Raw genomic sequence first — 22,779 nt, 5'->3', positions numbered from 1 at the left:
TCCATAACCAATAGTTCGAAATTAATAAAACAAATATCCATTTATGTGACAAGGTTCAAAGTAAATAGTTTTAACTAATGTCTTATCTTTGTAATATTTCTGTTATATCGCAGGTGTGGCAATGGATTGAGCTTATTTACAACAGAGTATTCTGTGAAATAAATAGTCTTGACGAGTTGGGGATAATATTGTAGGCCCAGTATTAACTGGCGGTATTGATGTTAATCTAATATTTTCTTGTCGTTATTATTATCAATTTTAATGACTATTATATAATAGAGAATATTCTCTCTATTTCCGATAAAAATAAGCCATAAATATACCGATCAGAATAGATAAATTCAGGTGTTTGGGATGTGAATTAATTTGCATTTAATATAAGGGAATATAATGTTTTGAATTTTCCCATTTAGATGAAAACGCTGATATCCAACCCTATTGCCGTGGTTGAGACAGAAAAATCCATAAAAATAAGGAAAAAGAGTGAATAGCAATGAGATGGCGACAATATGTGTAAGAGTTGCTAACACAAGTCAGTGATTCGAATGAGTCATAACCATGCAGCATATCGCCCTATTAATGCTGAGGGGTATAGCGAGTTTCAAACTCCTCCCGTGGCAATGGTTCTGAAAACAAAAAGCCCTGCCCACAATGAATACCATGTTCCAGCAACCACTGGCGCTGTTCGTCGGTCTCAACGCCTTCCGCCATGACTCGTAGCTGCAAGACGTCGGAAATAGTGCCAATGATGCGCGCCATTGCATCATCTTCTGGCAAATGCTTCACAAAGATTTTATCCAGCTTAATCATATCGATTGGCAGGCCTTTCAGATGATTAAGATACTGTAGGCTTGAGTACCCAGTACCAAAATCATCTAAAGCGATAGACAAACCAAGCGCGCGTAATTCACGCAGTAACCTCAGTGCCTCATCAAGATTATTAATGCGGGCCGTCTCAGTAATTTCCAGCACCAATTGGCGCGGATCAATACTATAGCGGCTGATGATGGCTGTTAGATGCGTCAGTATACGGTCACATTGTACTTGCAAGCCGGAAATATTGACTGCCAGTGATAGGGTAATGCCTTGAGTCTTCCAATCAGCCAGAATGCGGCAGGCTTCTTCCAGCACCCAACTGCCCAGCGGGATCATCGCGCCGTTTTCTTCTGCATCCGGGACAAATTCTGAAGGCAAGAGATAGCTACCATCTGCCTGACGCCAGCGCAATAGTGCTTCTGCACCAATAACTCGCGGCTCTTGCATATCCCATTGCGGCTGTAAAAACAGGATGAACTCGCGATTTTCAATCGCCTGTAAAATGTCATGTTCCCGTATCAGTTGCTGTTGCGCTTTATGCCGCGCAGGCGACTCCATGCCATTGATACGACTCATATCCGTATAAGCCTCAGCTAACAGTTGTTGGTTACGATTATAATTATGCACCAACACGCCCAGTTCATCATCTTGATGATGAGCAGGTAACGTCAGTTGGTGATGCAACACCCCTTGATTACCTATTTTTTCCAGCTCTTTCGCCATTGCGCGTAATGGGTGAATAATCAGGCGATTAATACACCAGGCAATAGAGACCGACAAAACTAACGCCAGCAATAAATAGGTCGAGAGCATCGCCGACAATGCGCTGAGAATAAACTGATACATGCGGAATGAATCCGCCCGTAACACTAAATGCGCCAGTGGCTGCGGATTAGCAGAGACTCGCTCCAGTGAATAGAGCGGTACTGTTATCTGTACGGGCAGGGAAAAAATGCGCTTCGCCCAGCGGGGTACTGGCCGCTCGGTGGGGAAATTGGCGTGCAACACCTGAATTTGGTTCGGTAATATCACTTCAGCACGGCTGAGAATACCAATGGGTAACAAACTGTTGAGGATTTTCTTAGCTTGTGGGACATCAACGCTCAAGATTGCTTCGGACAGCGGCTGGCGAACTGAATAAGCGATACTCTCCAACTGCTTGGCGTAATCATCTTTGCGCTGCTGCACAAAGTGGAATAACTGAAGGACGATAAAAATGCAGATGGTAACCAGTGCCACAACTGCCACTGCCGCCATTTGCTTAATCGTTAATGAACGCCTTACCCGCAAACTCGCTCTCCGCCAATTCCGACTGAATAAAATAAAGTGGTTGCCACAGATTGGTGGCTACTTGTCGATTCGGTCTGAGTATACTCGATCGCTTTCAGATTTTATCGGTGATAACAAACCGGAGGGCAAGAATACCGTGGGTTTCGGTCTTTTCCTACCGAGAAAGCAGCGCCAGAGAGGGATTTCTCTCTCTGGCGTTGCTTTTTTAATGCAAATCAGCGCTGGCGGCTCATTATTTAAAGTCTGCGTATGGCACTAATGGCTGCGGCGGCATATCCAAATCACCCTGCCATCCCGCCATTGAGTAGCGTAAATAGATCAGGGCGTGACTTGGGGTATAGTCCTTAGCTTGCTGGATATCCACCCCGGCACCCAGTGTCCAGTGCGAACTCAAGCGGCGCTCAATCAAAGCTCGCAGCGTGTAACCAACGCCATTACTACTTTCCCCAAAGTCAGGTTTACCACGATCGGGAATCGTCTGGAGGCTATTTTCCAGCAGATTTTGCAGTGGATAACGCGCCCGATCATTGGTTGCGGAATGTGAAACTGACACTGAACCGCCAAGCTCCCACGACCAGTTATCGGTTCGCTGCCGATAGTTTACCGGGATGGCCAATGACAGATATTTTTGCGGGCTGTAGTAGCCCCCTTGCCCCAGAGTATAGCCGCTGAGATCTTTTTGATAATGCCACCACATGCCATTCAAGCCGACGGTAAAACGGCGATTACTTTCATTTATCAGCTTGTAGTAATAACCCGTCATAAAGCGCAGCCGCTGGTTATCAGCCACGTTTTGTCCGGTCAGATAATGATAGCTTAAGTCACTCCAGACCCCGTTAGCTTCACCGCGGTCATAACTGGTTCCCAAGCTGACCCCGCTGGCACGAACGCCGCCCCAAGTGACATTGGTATTCGGATCTACCGAACCGGCAAAAGCCAGTAATGAGCTGGATATTGGCCGCCGCGAGGCCGTGGCCGTCCAACCGATATGGTTCCAGCTATTGCTGTATGCCAGCCCGCCCACCACATCGACAACCTCAAACCCCATCGGGGTGGTACCGATATCTGTAGCCCAGTGATCATTCTGCCAACCCGCCGCCACACTGGTGCCAGTTGCCCGCTGATGCATATTCGCCTGGCAAGGAACTAACGTTTGATAACAAGTACCGGCTTCATATCGTGTATTTTTATCAAAGGTACCGGCATCCATCTGAATGGTATCGGTTCGGAAGAAGGCCCGACCATCGGCCAGTGAAGTATCCACTTGCAGCATAGTGTTATGCGCACTGAGATCAGAAATCCCCTCGGTGCCACTGGAGTGCAGATAATCATGATCCAGTGTGACGCGGGTATCCTGCTGGCGATAAAGATCAGCGGCATCAGCACGAATACCCCGCTTGAGCCAATCATCAGTAACCTGATTACGCGTTAGTAAGGTGTAGCTATCATTAGCTGCTGGAAGTGTTGGCGTGATACCACTGGCAACCATGGCGTGTTTGAAATCATCTTGCGCGTCCGCGGGTTGCCCTTGCAATTGAGCCAAGTGCGCCGAGTCACGAAATACCAGCGCGTTATCTTGTGACGGCGCTTTAGCCGCTGCGGGTTTCAAGCGCTGGAAGATATCTGCCGCCTTTTGTGGCTCCCCCACCCCACTCCAGGCATTGGCTAACCGACGCTGGGTATTTAAGGTTGCCCCTGCACCGGTCAGTGACTCACTTTGTAACTGCTGGCGTGCATCACTGAGATGGCCTTCAGCGATATAGGCCTCTATCTCCCCCAAACGTGCATCAGGGTTTTCCGGCTCGCGGGCACGAACACGCTGATAGCCCGCCAGCGCTTCACTGTAATCACCGCGCTCCAGCGCCCAATCGGCGAGCGTCAGGTCAATTTGCGTGTTGGCCGGTTGCTGGCGCAGTGCTGCAATTGCTCCGGCTTCATCGCCATTGTCCCGCAACTGGCGAGCCAATGTCAGCACTTGATCTAATTTCAAGCGCTGGTCTAATTCACGGATATTATCGTTCCATTGTGCTCTTGGCAGGGTGTCCAAATGCGCCAGTGCCTGACTGTCGCGCTCAGTGCTGGAGAGATAAAGTGCATAGGCGTAGACCTGCTCAGGATCTCCCGGCTTACGGCTTGCCAGTTGATGGAATTGAGCATCGGCTTGCGCCAAATGACCATCTTGCTCCAATGCTTGCGCCAGTCGGTAGGTTATCCAGACATCATCTGGTGCTCTCTGTTGCGCTGCCAGATATTTCTCTGCCGCCAGATGCCACTGTTGCCGTGTTGCCAAAGCCTCAGCCTGCTGTTTCAACATATCCAATTGCAGGCTATCTACTGTGTCACGCAGTTTAACTTGTTGGCTACGTGGCAAGTTATTCAGGTAGTTCAGCGCTTTTTGTGGTGATTCGCGTTGGTAAATATTGGCTAATCCGCGCACGGCACTGCTGTTGGTCGGATCTAGTCGTAGCGCCTGCTGATAGTGCTGTTCTGCACTCTTATCATCATGGCGAGCAACAGCCACATCACCCAAACCAATCAATGCATAGCTGTCGCTGCCATCGATTTGTCTCGCCTGCTGGTATCTTTGCTGGGCCAATGCGGTATCACCGGCTTTCAGTGCCTGATCGCCTTGATCATTGAGTAACCAGTAGCGATTAGTCTTGATCAAACTGATCCATTTATCACTTTTCAGGCCATCGGTATCGACTTTTTGTGCCTGCTCAAATAGACGCAATGCTTGTGCTCGATCGCCACCACGGGCATACGCCAAACCTAGCGCCCCCAGCAGCTCGGGGTCATTAGGCGAAGCAGCCAGCGCTTGTTTCAACGCCGGGATTGCAGCTGTTCCTGCGCCACTGTCTACTTTTGCCAAGCCACTTAAACGTGCCCGATAAGTTGGATCAGCCAACATAGCTTGCTGATTAGCCAGCTCTTTTCGCGCAGAATCTGCCTGTGGGCCGGTAGAAAAGATATCAAGGAAGTGAGTCAATGCAGCCACACTTTGTGGGCTGACCGTCATCGCTTTAATGGTGTCCATCCACAAATCGGCAGCATCTGACGCCCCCGCAGGATCGGCGGCCACTTTTGCCAACATGGCATAGCCAAGATCGGCTTTCTGTTGGTTGAAATACATGCGCGCCAGTGCCATACGCAGTGCAACGTTGCCGGGAGATTGTTGGTCAAGTGCAGCAAGCTTCTGGGTGGCAAGTGCTTCCTGGCCCGGTAAGCGCGCCACCAGCCGCCAATACTCCACGGCGAGATCCAGTGTTGGCGGGTTGCCTTGCAGCAGCTGGTCGTATTTAGCTTTGGCTTCATCGACTCGCCCGGCAGTTGCTAGCAGGCGTGCCTCTTGCAACTGTTGGCGTACTTCCGGTTTGGTCAGCGCCAACAACAGCTTCGCCCGCCGATAGACGTCGGAATCCGGTGCCAATTGTTGCAGTTTATCGAGCTGTGTTTGCGCCGCAGCCAGATTACCTTGCCGCAAAGCCTGACGCATTCCCGCCGCCACAACATCAGGGTTATTCGGATCCATCATGTTCAGGCGATACAGTGATTGCTTAACCAATTCATCTTTGTTGGTTGCTTCCCCTAACCGCACCTGTTCCAACAAAAACTGAGTCGGCGAGACAGATTCTGCCCCGGCAGCAGCACCGATAAAAGCTTGAGGCAACAGCGCCAAGCTTAACAGCCAGTTTATTTTAATGTTGCGCATTGACTGTTCCATGAGGGTTGAAGCTCCCCCTGCCGATTAAAACGATAACGCTGTTGCGCCCATCCCTGACCAAATAGTGTCAACACCGCACTGTAGTAGGCATCTGGGCCCGGAGGTGAATCTTGCACTCGTTTTTGTTGCTGGCTAAATGTCTGTTTATTAAACGGAGCTGGACTACTGGCTAAAAAAGGCAGTAATGCAGCTGAAAACCCTATCGGCCCATCACCACTGGTTTTGCCATTACTGGTATCGGTTTTCTCTGGTGGCACGCCCTGTTGTTCGGTAACGGCGGCCATAGGCTGAAAATGCTGAATAAGTGCGGCTTTTTGCGGGCTATTATTGGACAGCAAACCAGCCCACAGATAGGTACGAATGGCATCGTAACTACCCACGTTGGGATGTGTTTCATCCGGCTGCCAGCCTTTCCCTTCTTGCCACACCACCCAGTCGGGGCTGAAACCATGCGGTGCTGTTTCCAGCCATAACCGCTGATTGACTTTAATCATCTCTTTCCATGGCCCGGTCAAAGAAGAAAAACGCGCCAACAACTGGGGCGGCAAATAACTGGGATTGAGCCGCCAGCGATCGTCATCACTAAAACCAATTTTGCCCGGCAATAGCATCTTACCCAGCCCTGGAATATCGACCACTTCTTCCTTGGCGATGCGCTGTAACAGCAAGGTGCCCATGGTCTGGTAGCGGCGCACATCCCATAAGCGTCCCGCTTCCAGTAAGTTGTAAGCAATCCATAAATCGGCATCAGAAGCCGAATTTGGGTCCAGAATGCCCCAATTATGCTGCTGGTGTTGCCCCCATAACCATGCAGGCAGGCGAGCAGTTAAATCGCCCGCCGACAGGTTATTCTCAGTCCAACTGAGTAAACGCTCGAATGTCTCTCGATCATCAGCCACCAGCGCAAAGAACAACCCATAACTCTGCCCCTCGGAAGTGGTTATCTGCCTTGGGCTGCTGGGGTCGATAACCCGCCCACCATCACTGATATAGTATTGTTTAAACTGCTGCCACTCAGGCCAATCACAGGCAGCCATCGAAGCAAAACTGGCCAGCAACAGCAGGGTGCATACCAGTCGTTTAACCATCACGACCATCAAAATTAATCTCTCTCATCAGGGGATAGCCGACGACGACTGATCAAGCGTAACAAGCGCCAGGCCATCATTGCAGCCACAACGACCACCAACACCGCCACACCAGCCAGCAGTACCGGATGGGTAGATAAGGCGTGCCAAACGCGCTCCCACCATGGTAAATGACCGACATTATAGGTATCGCCAACACGCAAACTATTGACGCCCGACTCACGAATAACCGCAACCGAGCCAAATACGGCCTCACGTTTACCGGTATCCAGCAAGGCATCATTCAGCAAGTTATAGCCACGAGGGCTATCAGCCAATAGCGCCACAATGCTGCGTTGCGGGAAGTTAGGTGACTGCACGCCGATAATGGCCGACATCGCCCCTTCAGAGCTCACTGTCGCCTTGCTGTCGGCAACCCAGTCTGACGCAGGTGACATCATGTCTGGCAACCCTGTCTGCCGGTTGGGCATTTTTACCCAGCTCTGCGTTTGATCCACCAGCAAGTTAATCTTCTGGTCATTGCGCAACTCCGGCGGGATGGTGCCGATAATCAGCACGTCGACATCTTGGTCTTTCGCCTGTGACCAATCATCAGTGATATTGATACCCACAGCCGGATACCCTACCTGTGCCCCGATATTCCCCACCGTATTTAACAATGTGGTCAGTTGTGACGGAGCCGGTTTTGGTGGCACCAACACCAGTGTTTCGGAGAGGTCGGCCATGCGGCTAAACGGGAAACCGGCATTGGCAAACGCCCGCAAATCAGGCATTTCCATAAAGTGGCGGTAGCCGGAGAAGTCGATAGTCGAATTACCATCAATCACCGCGTGGTTCGGTGCGCTAGAGTAGGTTTCACACCGTCCTTCTGCGCCGCTCGCCAGCAAGGTGCTGTAATCAAAATCAAAGCGGAGTTGGTTAGTCGCTCCCAATTTTAATGCCGGAATGGTTAGCCGCTTCGCCGCATCTTGTAAGCCTTGCAGCAACGGCAGCCGCAGGATTTTACTGTCGTCCGGAGTATTAGGCGACAGTGGGTAGTCCTGCACAAACTGATTATTCAGGCTGATACTTAAGCGAGAACCATCCATCAGGCGCGTTGAGGTATAGCGATATTTCAAGCGCATATCGATACCGGCGCTGCGGATCAGGAACAGGTCCGGCGGTAAATTCATGGATAATGAAATTGGCGGCGGTAACAACCCCGTGGTTTGCAGTTGATCCGGATATTGCTGCAACTCGGCAAATGTCATCGGGCGATCGGTTCGCACCCAGTTCGGGGCATCATAAGGCAGGCGCGGAGCCAGTTGATCCACCTTATCCACAGTCACATTCTGCCCACGGAACAAGATGTTGCCTTGCGCGATCCCCTGTGCCGCCGTAATCAAATCGTTATCATCGCGACCCAGAATCAGCAACAGCTTCACATACGGGTTATCCGGGTGACTGATTATCTCGACTGTCGGTGCTTTAACCGGCGGATAATCTTTTAGAAAATCAGGGCGCTGCGCATTGGTCGCGAACACCACAGCATGCTGAGTGGGGAGCTGGTTATACAAAACCGGGAAATTCTGCCCACGCCATTGCGCTTTATCACCAAACCATGACGCCAAAATAGAGGCGGCGCGCTGTTGCGACACATCAGGCGAGGCGGCAAAAACCACCGGCAATGTTAGCGGACGAGTATCTCTGGTATCCAAGAATGGTTCAGGGAAATGGGATAAATCATTTTTGACGGCCAGGGATTGATAACGTAAATCCAATGAACTGGACTTACTGATATCCAACCACAGCGTATTGCTGGCCGGATTCTCACAAATATTTTGATAATGGCCGACAAACACTAATCGCAACCGGTTAAAATCACTGATATAGCGCGCATCAATCGGTATCTGGATTTTAGTCGGCTTACCCAGTTGCTCTTGGGTGATGGCCGTGACGCCCATCAGTTCATCATTAAGGAAGACTTTTACCTGCGACTCTACCGGGATCAGCGAAGGTGATGGGGTGAACTCCAGATTCAACATCGCATCGGTGACCACTTCATCACTGCGCACGCCGAACTCAATCACCCCTTCCGGGTTGGTGCCGCGCAATGAGAATGTCCCCGGCGGCGGGGCAATTTTTGCAAAGGTGTAGGCCACATCGCGAACCGGCACATTGGCAAGTGCCGCCGGAGCAACAGGTGCCAACTCTGCCGTTGGATCTGAGCCAAGAGTTGAAAGCGCCGATTGAGGCGACGGTGTGGCCGGCGTTTGTGCATGGGTGAATGGCGTCAATCCCAAAGCCAGTGCGGTAAACCAGGTTATTTTTCTCGTCATCATATCATCATCAATGTTGAGCCACTGTCTGGCCCTGGCTACTCGGAGCCTGATTTTTATCCACGCCATGGGGTACAAATGATGCAATCCAGGCAATCAGGGAGGTAAATCCTACCAATGCATTTCGAATTACCGGTGGTGCATAGCTGGCCATACGGACATAACCTCTAAAGCCGAGCGCCAGCACATCGCGCAAGCTCTCAATCGGTTTATCTTCCGGGAAGCTATCCTGCCATAGCGCCCACGTATCAGCGCGGGCAAAGGTACACTGTATAAAATCAATATGTTGCGCCACTGTCAGCTGATGCATCCGCATCCCGACTTTGCTACCGAAAGCACGGGTGACTTCGCAGGGGAAGGTATACTCTTGCGCCCCTCGTTTCAGTAGCAATTGCACCGCTTCGCCATCTTTCAATAACCCGGCTTCGCGCATCTCAATCCCCACCCCGCCATCAGAATAGTCGCGCAAGGTACAAGAGAATAAGTGCCCATCAGCACGTGCTACGGCAGCAGGCATGGCAATTTCTACTCGATGTGACTGACGCACTTGCTTAGCTTCAACCGCCACCGCCACCGCGCCGCCTAAAATCGTCATATTGTAGATAACCCACACCAGGCTGATAACCACCGTCATGATTTCAGTACTCGGGCCATTGCCCAAGCGCCATAAACCGGCAATCAGACCTGCCAGATTAAGCAGCACCAGCGTCATATACGGGCGGGTAATCACCCAATCCACATGCTGCTCTTCAACCAAACCACCTTTGGACGTGACATTAAACGTCCCTTTATGTGGGTTAAGCAGCGCCACGGTGGTTGGGCGGGCGATATACCAAGCCAGCACCGTTTCATAGATTTCACTCCAGAACGAATGGCGGTATTTCCCTTGCAGGCGGGAGTTGGTCAGGCTGGCGTGGATCATATGGGGTAAAACATAGAGCGCAATCGCCAGTGCGGGGGCAAAAATAATGTATGCATGCAACAGCAGGAAAGCCAACGGCGCAGTCAGGAAGATCAGCCGCGGAATACCGGATAAGAAGTGCAGCATGGCATTGGCATAACATAAGCGCTGGACCAATTTCAGCCCTTTGCCAAGCAGGGGGTTATCCAGCCGGAAGATTTGCACCATGCCCCGCGCCCAGCGAATACGTTGCCCAATGTGGGCAGACAAACTCTCGGTTGCCAACCCTGCAGCCTGCGGAATGCGGATATATGCGGATGTGTAGCCTTTGCGATGCAGCCGCAATGAGGTATGGGCATCTTCCGTGACCGTTTCTACTGCAATCCCACCCACTTCATCTAAAGCGCTGCGGCGCAGAACCGCACAGGAGCCGCAGAAGAAAGTGGCATCCCACATATCATTCCCGTCTTGCACCAAACCATAGAACAGCGTGCCTTCATTTGGTGTTTGACGAAAACGCCCTAAATTGCGCTCAAAAGGGTCGGGGGAGAAAAAGTGGTGTGGCGTTTGAATCATGCCCAGCTTTTTATCTTTAAAGAACCAGCCAACGGTTAATTGCAGGAAAGAGCGCGTCGGCACATGGTCGCAGTCAAAGATAGCAACAAACTCACCGCTAGCCTGCTTCAGGGCATTATTGATATTACCCGCTTTGGCGTGTTCATGAGTCGGCCGGGCAATGTAGTGCACCCCCACTTCGGCAGCGAACGCTTTAAACGCTGGCCGGTTACCGTCATCCAAAATATAGATATTGATTTTGTCTTTCGGCCAATCAATCCCCAGAGCAGCATAAATCGTCGGTTTCACCACGCCGAGATCTTCGTTGTATGTCGGAACCATCAAATCAATGGTGGGCCAGCTATTCATATCATCCGGCATAGGGACCGGCTGACGATTGAGCGGCCAGATAGTCTGGAAATACCCCAACACCAGCACGACCCAAGCATAAGTTTCGGCTAACAGCAGCAATAAACCGCACACTAAACTGACCGGATCATCCCAGTTAAGGGTTTCGGTATAACGCCACCACAGGTAGCGGCAGGAAACCGTCAATGACAGCACAATCAGCATCAGAGTCGGCAAACGGCCCGGCACACGCCGCACCACCATGGCAATAGCCCAAAGCAGCAGAACAAAGACAAACTGTGCGACCATGCCGAACGGCTGCGAAATACACAGCAAAGCCAAGATGCCGGTGAATATACCCAAAATAATAAATAAGATACGGCGGGTTCGCCTTGAGAGTTGGCTTAGCCGCGTCGCGACCGATTGCTCTATCCGCTGCAGCTCAAAACGCTCAGGGACACTCCCCAACCAGCTGATGTAACCCTGTCTTTTGTTTTTGACCCAACCTTTGCTAGCCGCAGCAGGCCGACGCCGCTTCTCATGAACTGAGGCGGGACGGGTTAATAATAACCAAATTCCTTGCAGCAGATAGCGCAAACTATCACCCAGACGTGGGCGATGAGGTGAAATCTGCGGGAACCAGTAAGTGCGGTGTTGTATCACACTCTGCCAACTGGGAGATTCAAGGCGCAAAAATACCCAACACAATGGAACAGCCACGGTGGTCAGGAACGCAGTGAATACTGTGCAGCCTTGCTGCATATATTGATGATAGCGGCGGCGCATCCCCTGATAAACCGGGGTGAGGAATAACATCCGCATCAGGCGATTCATAGGCTACTTTCCGCAGCATTAATCAGGCACCAATTCGCCAGCGTCATGACCTCTTCAGCGGCCAGACTTTGCGCACTGTATTCACCCAAAGGCTGTTTGGCTGCCAATGCTTCCGCCATCGCTTCATCACGATGAATAAATGTTGGTAATAAGCTACCAAGACTTTGTAGCCAAAGCTGATGCAAATCCTGCTGTAAACGACTGCCGGCAGAGAATTGGTTAAGTAGGAAATGGCACCCAGCAGGTAAATCTTGCTGATGCAGACGAAGGTGACAACTGGCATCGGCATGAATCAGAATGAGCACCAGATCAGCCAGCGCCAAGGCCTGACGAGTTAACTCGCTATCACCGGCTGGAATATCCAATAAAATCCAGCTGTAGTTATTGCTAGCCTGTAACTCGGACAGATTATTCTGCCACTGATGCGGCTGTTGCTGTAACAATGTGCCGAGCTGTTCATTTTCCGTGCGAGTTAATTGGCCGAACGGCAAGAAATCCAGCTTTTCGGTATAGCGCATCGCTCCTTGCTGCCAGCCTTCGCCGTTAATCTCAGCTTTAGCCCAACCACGGGATTGCTCGAAATGCATGTTAAAATGCAATCGCAGTAAATTGTCCGGTGAAAAATCAATAACCAGAACGGACTCATCCAGTTGCTGTAACGCCCAAGCAAGAGCGGCGGTAACCGATGTGGTACCAATGCCGCCTCTTACTCCTTGTAACGCCAGTACCGGCATAAACTATTTACTCCGGGTAGATTGTGCCAGTTCGGCTAGCAATGGCCAGCGCGCCATCATTTGTGTTAATCGTTCCTGACGGACAATATCGATATAACTTAATGTGGGTAACGAAAAAGCCTGACTTAATGCTAGTAGATCATCCTGAGCCTCAAGTGAAGTTTTCTCATGAAATCGATTTATTATAGTCTGCATTTATCCGCCTTCAGAAAATAGGCTATGGTAATTAAGTATAACAAGGATAGGAGTATACTTTGCCCCAGTAAGACGAGTCTTAGATTAATATCAAGGTCAGGACATTGGTTAATACTTATTGCAATGTTACAATTGTTCTTTGAATTTATCCAGCGATTGGCCCAATAGCACTTTAACGAAAGCAGATAAAGAATCTATGTCACGATCTTTCTCATTAGGTGTCCGAAAAATCTGGGATGAATTAGCCGTAATGCAGGCTCCTGGATTCTATTGGGTCAATATTGAACGTCAAATTGATGCCAATTTATTTTGTCAGCAACTTATTCGTAGCCAGTCTGAAAATACCCGTGCAGCTTTGATTTGCTCAGGGCTAAAACCCGAAAAACTATTAACGAACATCGATCATTCTGGCCCTCAAAAATTACCACTGTTTACATTACCGGCGCAAAAAAAAGCCTTACAGTATTTGACCAATGATTTAATGCGTGCGCTACGCCCACAGCAGCGGCTTTTCATCCTGTTTGCGCCCGCGAGTTTGTGGCAAACATTTACCAGTGAAGAGATGCAGCAATGGCTGCGGCATATCCAGCAATGGTTGGATGCCCAGAACTGCACGTTACTCGTGCTGTGCCACAGCGCGGGCATCAATAAAATCAAGAATCAGCTGGTCAGCCAGCACCGCTATCTGCAAGGTTTGGCGAGCCTACAATGGCAGCAGGATAATGCGCAGTATGTGGTTTCTTGGTGGAGTACTGAAAAAGGGGTGACGGCCAATCAACTGGTCTTGCTGGAAGCCGACGAACAAGGCTGGAGCATGGCGGATGAAGTCCAGCAAGCGCTGCCACAATCACGTAATGATGAACATCTGTATCTAGCTGAAACCAGCATTCTGGAAGGCGCGCCACCGCTGTCCACCAACTGGCAATTGTTCGAGAGCAATGCAGCGCTATCTCAACGGGCCATGAGTGCCCACGCCGCGACGGTGATTTTCGCCTTGAACCAAAGCGAACACATTGACGAAATGGCTCATCAAATCCATAACATACGCCGCCAGCGGGGTAATGCTGTAAAGATTGTCGTGCGTGAGATGAACGCCAGCCTACGTTACAGCGATGAGCGCTTATTGCTGGCCTGTGGAGCCAATTTGATTGTGCCTCACGTTGCGCCGCTATCACGTTTTCTGACCATGTTGGAGGGCATTCAGGGACAGCGGTTCTCACGCCATGTTCCTGAAGATATCAATGCGTTATTGGAGGCATTGCGCCCGCTACAGCTTAAAGGCTATCTGCCGTCCGTGGAGTTCAGTCAGTCGGTCTTACAACTGATGAACAACACCTTGCTGCCAGAAAATGGCAAGGGCGTATTGGTAGCATTGCGGGCCGTTCCTGGGCTACAGGCGCGTCAGGCGCTGACACTGTGCCATTTGCGCCGCTATGGTGATGTGGTGACGGTGGTTGATAATCGTCTGGTTTTGTTCCTGTCTACTTGCCGAGTCAATGACTTGGATACCGCACTGAGCCATATTTTCCGCTTACCGGTGGCCGAAGCATTCAGCAACCGGCTGGTGTGGTATCAAGATCAGGAAATTATCTCTGAAATGAACCGGATGAACTCTCCCAATAGCCAGTCGGCCACTGGTGATAAGAAAGCCTATACCCATGAAACAAGCCGGCCTGAGCAATCTGAAGTCATCCAACGTATTCCCGTGCCACTGACACTGGCTACCGGTCATCACAAGGAGAATGCTCAATGAATCTCAACGATATTTGGCAAATCCTGTTGCTCGGTGCGGTGATTTTTTTCCCGCTCGGTTATATGGCGTGCCGCCGATTCCCGCAATGGTGGGAGAAAAAACAACATTTATTCTTATCCGCGCGCTATTTAAAATCAGAAGGGATCTGGTTGCGTGATGGCTCCTCTTCACAGACTAAGAAATAACCATGAACGCAAAAAATAAACAGCAAGAGTCGCAGAGCCCATGGCGCTATTGGCGCGGTCTGGGCGCGTGGAACTACTATTTCCTGCTAAAGTTTGCCCTATTGTGGTTTGGTTATCTTAACTTCCATCCATTGGCTAATCTGGTGTTTCTGGCCTTCCTGCTATTCCCGATCCCAGCGTATAGAGTCCATCGCTGGCGTCACTGGATTGCGGTCCCTATTGGTATCGGCCTGCTCTATCACGATACTTGGCTACCGGGCATCAACAGCATTATGAGCCAAGGCTCACAGGTGACTGGCTTTAGTCTTAGCTATCTAATTGAATTATTTAACCGTTTTATTAACTGGTCGATGATCGGTGCCGCCTTTGTCATTCTGGTCGGCTACCTGTTTATCTCACAGTGGATTCGAGTCACTGTTTTTATCGTGGCGGCCATGATTTGGCTGAATATAGTTAGCATTGCCGGGCCGGCGTTTTCACTGACACCTGCCGCTGAAACCGCGACAACCTCCGCACCAGCAACCTCGACGACAGCCGACACAGGGCAAGCCGCCTCCGGTAGCAGCCCGGTCGTTGCCAGTGGTCCGCCAACAGATGCCAATTTAACGGCTTATCTGAATGCATTTTATGAGCAAGAGAAAACGCGTCACACGACCTTCCCGGCATCACTGCCAGGCGACGCGCAACCTTTTGACTTATTAGTTATTAATATCTGCTCACTCTCATGGTCAGATATTGAAGCGACTCAGTTGGATAAACATCCGTTGTGGAAACAGTTCGATATTCTGTTTAAGAATTTTAACTCCGCCACCGCCTACAGTGGCCCAGCCTCTATCCGCTTGCTGCGCGCCAGTTGCGGCCAGTCATCTCACAAAGATCTGTATCAGCCACAAGACCAACAATGCTATCTGTTTGATAACTTAGCAAAACTAGGTTTCACCTCCCAGTTGATGATGGATCACTCCGGTGTCTTTGCCAGCTATCTGCAAAACATTCAGGATGACGGCAATATGCGGGCGCCACTGATGTCGCAGAAGGGTATCAGTAACCAATTGGCCTCCTTTGATGGTGAGCCGATTTACAATGATCTGGAGCTGCTTAACCGCTGGCTGGAACAGCAAAAGAAAGGGGGCGATGCCCGCAGCGCAACCTTTATGAATATCATTCCATTACATGATGGCAACCGTTTCGTCGGCACCAACAAAACGGCTGATTATCGTACTCGCGCCCAAACTCTATTTGACCAACTGGATACTTTCCTTAATGAGCTGGAGCAATCAGGTCGGAAAGTGATGGTCGTCGTGGTGCCTGAGCATGGTGCCGCCTTGGTTGGCGATAAAATGCAGATGTCTGGTCTGCGGGATATCCCAAGCCCTAGCATCACTCACATTCCTGTGGGGATTAAACTGATTGGGATGAAGGCTCCACAGCCTGCCAGCCCAGTAGTGGTTAGTGCACCAAGCAGCTATCTGGCAATCTCTGAATTAGTGTCGCGGATGGTTGATGGCAAGGTCTTCACCGCCCCGAGCATTGATTGGCAAACGCTGACACAAGGGCTGCCAGAAACTGCGGTAGTATCAGAAAATGATAATGCCATTGTGATGCAATATCAGGGTAAACCCTATATTCGGCTTAATGGCGGTGACTGGGTACCTTACCCACAATAAATATCAGTTTATTTATGGCGTAATTGGCTTTTCTAAGGGTGCATTTATTGCACCCTTTTTATTCACTCTTGAATAAGAAATGAATCAAGCAAGATAATATGGGTAGCAGCTAAGAATAAAATGCCATTTTATTTAGCCGAAAATGCGATCAATTTCATTCTAAGCCAAATCTTACAGATTTAATCATAGATATAGTCTACGGCATTATTTCACCTACCGATGACCGCTTAATTTATTATTCCGTAATTATTTATTTACATGACAAATAAATATATTTACAGGCAACTATTTGACTGAATTTTTTTATAACCTGAATGGCAGTATTTTTATTTCTTTATAAAAAAACGCCGGATTTCCGGCGTTTTTATTATCGATATGGCCACACTGTCTGGCAGTATGTGGTGGTGGCCTTAGCTACTTTTCTCTGCTTCATCCTGATCAACAGCAAAACAGGCTACCATTTGGTCACCGTACTGCTTTAGTTGCGGTTGCAGCTGAGTACAAGTCCCGAATGCTCGGCGGCAACGCGCATTAAAGGCACAACCTGGCGGTGGGCTCATTGGGCTGGGTAACTCACCCGTCAATTTAATACGCTCACGACGCATATCTGGATTCAGCCGTGGTGTCGCCGATAACAGCGCCTGAGTATAAGGGTGGCGTGGGTTATTAAAAATGGCCTCTTTGCTGCCTTTCTCAACACAACGCCCCAAATACATCACCATCACTTCGTCAGCAATATGTTCCACCACAGACAGGTCATGGGAGATAAAGACATACGACAGCCCCAACTCCTGCTGTAAATCCATCATCAAGTTCAATACCTGCGCCCGCACTGACACATCCAGTGCAGAAACCGGCTCATCGGCAATCACCACATCAGGATTCAACATCAAACCCCGGGCAATGGCGATTCGCTGGCGTTGCCCGCCCGAGAACATATGCGGATAGCGATCATAGTGCTCAGTTTTCAGACCAACCTTTGCCATCATCGCCAATGTTTTTTCGCGACGTTCTTGGCGATTGAGCTGGGTATTGATTTGCAGCGGCTCTTCCAGAATCTGTCCCACTTTCTTACGCGGGTTCAAAGAACCATACGGGTTCTGGAACACAATCTGGATTTTCTGACGCCGTAGCTTTTCAGCACTTTCATCTGGCTTGAGTAAATCCTGACCTTGGTAGTAAAGCTCGCCGCCGGTCGGAATTTCTATCATGGTCAGTAGACGGCCCAGTGTGGATTTACCACAGCCAGACTCCCCAACTACCGCCAATGTTTTGCCCCGTTCCAAGGTGAACGAAACCCCATCCAGCGCCTTAACCAAGCGCTCCGGCGCAAAGAACCCTTTTTTGACCGGATAATATTTTTTTAAATCAATGGCTTGCAACAGAGGCTTTGATGCCTGTGATTCATTTTTCATTTCAGTTGATTGGCTCATAAGGTCGGCCTCCCCGCATCATCGAGCGGTGTATGGCATTTAACCTGACGCCCCGCCGGCCCCAGTAATTCGGGTTCTTCACGGCGGCAACGATCATTAGCATACGGGCAACGTGGATTAAGCAGACAACCTTCAGGCCGGTCATATTTGCCCGGAACCACACCCGGTAATGATGCCAACCGCGCTTTATCCTGGGCAAACTCCGGTAGCGCCCGCAATAATGCCTGGGTGTAGGGATGACGTGGCGCACGGAAAATTTCGGATGACTTGCCGGTTTCGACCACCTGACCGGCATACATCACAATAATATGATGAGCCGCCTCGGCAACCAGTGCCAAGTCATGGGTAATCAGCAATAGCGCCATATTTTCTCGCTGCTGTAATTCCAGCAGCAATTCAATAATCTGCGCCTGAATAGTCACATCCAGAGCCGTCGTCGGTTCATCGGCAATCAGCAACTTAGGCCGACAGGCAATGGCCATCGCAATCATCACGCGCTGGCTCATCCCGCCGGACAGTTGGTGCGGGTACACATCCAGCCGTGAGGCCGGATCAGGGATCCCCACCAGTGTCAGCAAATCGACTGCTCGCTGATGACGGGTTTTGCGGTTGCCCCCCTGATGCACCTTCAGCGCTTCCATGATCTGGAAGCCGACGGTGTAACACGGGTTAAGACTGGTCATCGGGTCTTGGAAAATCATCGCGACTTCCGAACCCACCAGCTGACGCCGCTCTTTTTCCGAAATCTTCGTCAGGTCGCGGCCATTAAACTCCAGCTTATCGGCCATCACTTTGCCGGGGTAATCAATCAGCCCCATGATTGCCAGTGAGCTGACTGATTTACCGGAGCCGGATTCACCGACGATCCCAACCACCTGACCTTGATCAATACTGTAACTGATACGATCTACTGCTTTGAACGGCGCGCCTTCGTCACCGAAGTGCACCGACAATTTGTCTACATTTAAAAGTGCCATCTCTCTCTACCTCTGTTACTGCTTGAGTTTGGGGTCGAGAGCATCACGCAGGCCGTCCCCCATCAGGTTAAACGCCAGAACCGTCAGCAGAATCGCCACACCGGGGAAGGTCACGACCCACCAGGCGCTTTGTGCGAACTGCAACACATCAGAGAGCATGGTGCCCCATTCTGGTGTTGGCGGTTGTGCACCCATACCGAGGAAGCCAAGAGCCGCCATATCCAGAATGGCGTTAGAGAAGCCGAGAGAAGCCTGCACGATTAATGGTGCAAGGCAGTTTGGCAAAATATTGATAAACATCTGACGCATCGAACCCGCGCCAGCTACTCTGGAGGCCGTCACATAGTCACGATTGACCTCAACCAGCACCGCGGCCCGTGTCAACCGCACATAGTGCGGCAAAGCAACAAAGGTTAGCGCCAAAGAGGCATTCACAATCGAAGGCCCGAACACCGCCACCAAGACTAATGCCAGCAGCAAGCTTGGCAGTGCCAGCATGATATCGACAACACGCATAATGATGGCATCGACGATACCGCCAAAATAACCGGCCAATAAGCCGAAAATGACGCCCATGACCAGCGACAGCACTACTACCAGACAGCCAACCAACAGCGAGAGGCGAGCGCCATACATCAGGCGGGACAAGACATCGCGGCCCACATCATCAGTACCGAGAATAAACTTCCAGCTACCACCCTCTTCCCAGACCGGCGGTTTTAATAATGCATCACGGAATTGCTCTGCCGGGCCGTGCGGGGCAATCCAGGTTGCGCCTGCGGCAATCAGCAGCATAAGAATGATGTAAAACAGGCCGATAACAGCCCCTTTATTGCGCTTGAAATAGTGCCAAAACTCCTGCAAAGGAGTCATCGGCTTCGGCGCACTTTTTACTGTCGACTCAGTAAGTTGAGACATTTTGCGCCCCTTATTTCTTGTGACGAATACGCGGGTTAACTACGCCATAGAGCACATCTACCAGCAAGTTAACTAAAATAATCATGATCGCGACCAGCAATACCCCACCCTGTACCACCGGGTAATCTCGACGTTGCAATGCATCCATCAACCAGCGGCCTAATCCCGGCCAGGAGAAGATGGTTTCCGTCAGAATGGCACCTGCCAGCATGGTACCGACCTGTAAGCCAATCACCGTGACTACCGGCAATAAAGCATTGCGCAGGGCATGGACCACAATCACGCGCATCCGGCTTAGGCCTTTGGCACGCGCCGTACGGATATAGTCTTCACCCAATACTTCCAACATTGAGGAGCGGGTCATGCGCACGATAACGGCGAGGGGGATGGTACCTAATACAATGGCGGGCAAAATCATATGCATTACGGCGTCTTTAAAGTCGCCGGGTTCACCCCAGATAAGGGTGTCAATCAGCATAAAACCGGTCAGCGGCAGACTGTCATCAAGGAACACAGTATCGCTAACCCGCCCCGAAACCGGGGTGAGGTTCCATTGCACCGAAACCAGCATGATCAACATGATGCCCCACCAGAAGATAGGCATCGAGTAACCGGTCAGGGAGATCCCAACGGCGGTGTGATCGAATATTGAACCGCGTTTGACTGCCGCCAACACCCCGACAGGAATACCCACCGCGATAGCAAACAGCATCGCGCAGATCCCCAGTTCCAGTGTCGCTTTAAAGCGGGGAACAAACTCTTCCCAGACAGCAATACGGCTTTTCAGCGAAATGCCGAGGTCACCATGTAATACGCCATTCACATAATGGAAGTATTGTTGGTAGAGAGGCTTGTCTAGCCCCATTTCCGCCATGATTTGAGCATGGCGCTCAGCGGAGATACCGCGTTCCCCAGCCATGATGGTCACCGGGTCGCCCGGGATCATATGAACAAAAGCAAAGGTCAGCAAAGTAATGCCGATAAACGTTGGGATAACTAACCCCAAACGTCGGAGTATGAACTGCAACATATCCCGAACTCTCTGTGTAGAATGCCGAGCTGCTCGTGGGCAACCAAGCTTATTAAACCTCCCAATAAGTTATTTTACTTGCCATTTTGACCTAGGGCAGTGCTCACCACCGTCACGTACTGCGTGTACGCTCCAGTGTTTGCGCGCTGTCCATGCTCAAAATTTCTGCGGCAATGACACTCATTGGGCGAGGTTATATGGCTCACATCTGTATCTGTCTTAACCTAAATGAAGAAGCCGGTGCACATGCTATGCACGCCCACCGGCTCTACTTTCTAGATTAAAATTAATCCAGGGACACGTTCTCGAAATGGTGTTTACCCAACGGATCAACAACATAACCTTTCACTTCTTTACGCACTGGCTCGTACACGGTTGAGTGAGCAATAATCAGCGCTGGCGCTTGATCATGCATGACAACCTGAGCTTGTTTGTAAAGAGCGACACGTTTGTCGTGGTCAGACTCAGCACGCGCTGGCTGGATCACGTCTTCAAACGGCTTATAACACCAGCGGGAGTAGTTGGAGCCTTGTTTGGCGGCATCACAGCTGAACAGAGTGGCGAAGAAGTTGTCTGGGTCCCCATTGTCCCCGGTCCACCCCATCATCACAGTTTCATGTTCGCCGTCTTTAGCACGTTTGAGGTACTCGCCCCACTCGTAAGTCACGATTTTGGCTTTCACGCCAACTTTCGCCCAGTCAGACTGGATCATTTCAGCCATACGACGAGCATTTGGGTTATAAGGGCGTTGAACTGGCATAGCCCACAGGTCGATGGCGAAACCATCTGGCAGACCCGCTTCTTTCAGCAACTCTTTCGCTTTAGCCGGATCATATGGGTAATCTTTCACCTCATCGTTGTAGCCCCACATAGTTGGTGGGATCAGGTTCTTGGCCGCTTGGCCCGCGCCCTGATAAACCGCATCGATAATGGCTTGTTTATTAACTGCCATGGTCAACGCTTGGCGAACTTTCACGTTATCCAGTGGTTTTTTCTCAACGTTGAAGGAGAGGTAACCGACGTTCAGGCCCGGTTGCTCCATCAGGCTGATGGTTTTGTCTTCTTTCATGCGAGCAATGTCAGCCGGGTTAGGGTATGGCATAACCTGACATTCATTTTTCTGCAATTTCGCATAACGAACAGAGGCATCTGGTGTAATCGAGAAGACCAGACGATCAATTTTCGGTTTGGTGCCCCAGTAGCCATCAAAGGCTTTGTACAGGATGCGAGAATCTTTTTGATATTGCTGTAACTGGAACGGGCCAGTGCCGATTGGGTTCAAATCGACTTTTTCTGGCGTGCCGGCTTTCAGCATGCCGTCAGCATATTCAGCAGACAGAATTGACGCGAAGTCCATCGCCAAGTCAGCCAGGAATGGCGACTCTGGACGAGCCAGCTCGAAGCGAACAGTATTATCGTCAACTTTAACAATATTGGTGATCAAATCACCCATACCCATACCCTGGAAGTATTCATAGCTGCCGCCAGACACTTTATGGTACGGATGTTTATCATCTTTCTGACGCATGAAGGAGTAGATCACGTCATCAGCATTGAAATCGCGGGTGGGTTTGAAGTCTTTATTATCTTGCCACTTCACACCTTTACGCAGATGGAAAGTGTAGGTTTTGCCGTCTTCACTGATTTCCCATTTCTCAGCCAGACCGGGTTCAATTTCGGTCGTCCCGAGTTTGAATTCAACCAGACGGTTGTAGATAGGTACCGAGCTTGCATCATATGTCGTGCCAGAGGTGAAAAGCTGCGGGTTGAAACCTTCCGGAGAACCCTCAGAACAATAAACCAATGTTTTCGCTTGTACACTGGCCGCGACAGTCAGTGCAATCAGCCCAATACCGAATTTCAGTATCCCTGTTTTTCCCAAGGAAATCGTCATCGCTTGTGCTCCATTATGGTGATGTGTGTTGTGTGTACGGCCAGGCCCTATAATTTTTTAGTCCGCGGACTGTGCCGTTTTTGCCCATTAATAGCAGGGATGCGGGATTGAGATGCCGG

Annotated in this window: 15 protein-coding genes; 3 read left to right on the top strand and 12 right to left on the bottom strand. The window is 50.4% G+C overall.

Going from position 1 to position 22,779, the window contains the following annotated elements:
- Positions 1-576 precede the first annotated feature (576 nt).
- The 7 genes from FTA96_RS02775 to bcsR all read right to left on the bottom strand — a co-directional run bounded on the left by FTA96_RS02775 (position 577) and on the right by bcsR (position 12,803).
- Positions 577-2,106 (bottom strand): EAL domain-containing protein, encoded by a 1,530-nt coding sequence (locus FTA96_RS02775; protein ID WP_145573133.1) that lies wholly within the window; start codon positions 2,104-2,106, stop codon positions 577-579.
- A 232-nt stretch (positions 2,107-2,338) separates the two neighbouring features.
- Complete coding sequence (gene bcsC, locus FTA96_RS02770; RefSeq protein ID WP_145573131.1) at positions 2,339-5,818, bottom strand: cellulose synthase complex outer membrane protein BcsC; 3,480 nt, start codon at positions 5,816-5,818, stop codon at positions 2,339-2,341.
- Positions 5,800-6,927: a cellulose synthase complex periplasmic endoglucanase BcsZ gene (bcsZ, locus tag FTA96_RS02765; RefSeq protein ID WP_050135318.1), complete on the bottom strand. Its 1,128-nt coding sequence runs from the start codon at positions 6,925-6,927 to the stop codon at positions 5,800-5,802. The genes bcsC and bcsZ overlap by 19 nt, the downstream gene beginning before the upstream one ends.
- Before the next feature lie 5 nt (positions 6,928-6,932).
- A complete protein-coding gene (gene bcsB / locus FTA96_RS02760) occupies positions 6,933-9,239 on the bottom strand; it encodes a cellulose biosynthesis cyclic di-GMP-binding regulatory protein BcsB (protein WP_072089838.1) in 2,307 nt (768 codons plus the stop codon).
- Positions 9,240-9,246: 7 nt separating this feature from the next.
- Positions 9,247-11,874, bottom strand: coding sequence for a UDP-forming cellulose synthase catalytic subunit (gene bcsA, locus FTA96_RS02755; RefSeq protein WP_050135251.1), 2,628 nt, complete (start codon positions 11,872-11,874; stop codon positions 9,247-9,249).
- Positions 11,871-12,608 carry a cellulose biosynthesis protein BcsQ gene (gene bcsQ, locus FTA96_RS02750; protein ID WP_050123672.1) on the bottom strand — a complete coding sequence of 246 codons (738 nt, stop codon included), beginning with the start codon at positions 12,606-12,608 and terminating at the stop codon, positions 11,871-11,873. The genes bcsA and bcsQ overlap by 4 nt, the downstream gene beginning before the upstream one ends.
- A 3-nt stretch (positions 12,609-12,611) precedes the next feature.
- Positions 12,612-12,803: a cellulose biosynthesis protein BcsR gene (gene bcsR, locus FTA96_RS02745; protein WP_050099477.1), complete on the bottom strand. Its 192-nt coding sequence runs from the start codon at positions 12,801-12,803 to the stop codon at positions 12,612-12,614.
- Between the two features lie 196 nt (positions 12,804-12,999).
- Here bcsR and bcsE point away from each other — a divergent pair, with 196 nt between their 5' ends.
- Genes bcsE through bcsG form a run of 3 tightly spaced genes read left to right on the top strand, consistent with a single transcriptional unit; the run spans position 13,000 to position 16,408 of the window.
- The gene (bcsE, locus tag FTA96_RS02740) at positions 13,000-14,556 is read left to right on the top strand and encodes a cellulose biosynthesis protein BcsE (RefSeq protein ID WP_145573130.1); all 1,557 of its coding nucleotides are present in this window, start codon (positions 13,000-13,002) and stop codon (positions 14,554-14,556) included.
- Complete coding sequence (bcsF, locus tag FTA96_RS02735) at positions 14,553-14,741, top strand: cellulose biosynthesis protein BcsF (RefSeq protein WP_050110389.1); 189 nt, start codon at positions 14,553-14,555, stop codon at positions 14,739-14,741. Before bcsE ends, bcsF begins: the two co-directional genes overlap by 4 nt.
- Before the next feature lie 2 nt (positions 14,742-14,743).
- Positions 14,744-16,408: a cellulose biosynthesis protein BcsG gene (bcsG, locus tag FTA96_RS02730; RefSeq protein ID WP_145573128.1), complete on the top strand. Its 1,665-nt coding sequence runs from the start codon at positions 14,744-14,746 to the stop codon at positions 16,406-16,408.
- Positions 16,409-16,818: 410 nt separating this feature from the next.
- Here bcsG and dppF read toward each other — a convergent pair whose 3' ends face one another.
- From dppF to dppA, 5 genes are all read right to left on the bottom strand, one after another.
- Complete coding sequence (dppF, locus tag FTA96_RS02725) at positions 16,819-17,823, bottom strand: dipeptide ABC transporter ATP-binding subunit DppF (protein ID WP_050110412.1); 1,005 nt, start codon at positions 17,821-17,823, stop codon at positions 16,819-16,821.
- Between the two features lie 14 nt (positions 17,824-17,837).
- Entirely contained in the window at positions 17,838-18,818 is a 981-nt protein-coding gene (gene dppD / locus FTA96_RS02720; protein WP_050110387.1) for a dipeptide ABC transporter ATP-binding protein, read from the bottom strand.
- 15 nt (positions 18,819-18,833) lie between these two features.
- On the bottom strand, positions 18,834-19,736 hold the full coding sequence (dppC, locus tag FTA96_RS02715) for a dipeptide ABC transporter permease DppC (RefSeq protein WP_050110386.1): 903 nt from the start codon (positions 19,734-19,736) through the stop codon (positions 18,834-18,836).
- Between the two features lie 10 nt (positions 19,737-19,746).
- Positions 19,747-20,766, bottom strand: coding sequence for a dipeptide ABC transporter permease DppB (dppB, locus tag FTA96_RS02710; RefSeq protein ID WP_050110385.1), 1,020 nt, complete (start codon positions 20,764-20,766; stop codon positions 19,747-19,749).
- Positions 20,767-21,052: 286 nt separating this feature from the next.
- Positions 21,053-22,660, bottom strand: coding sequence for a dipeptide ABC transporter periplasmic-binding protein DppA (dppA, locus tag FTA96_RS02705; RefSeq protein WP_050110384.1), 1,608 nt, complete (start codon positions 22,658-22,660; stop codon positions 21,053-21,055).
- Positions 22,661-22,779 lie beyond the last annotated feature (119 nt).

The organism is Yersinia alsatica, from assembly GCF_902170305.1.
In the GTDB taxonomy this organism is placed as follows: Bacteria; Pseudomonadota; Gammaproteobacteria; order Enterobacterales; family Enterobacteriaceae; genus Yersinia; species Yersinia alsatica.
Note: the sequence above shows the minus strand (reverse complement) of the source record. Positions and strands in the feature narration are given on the sequence as shown.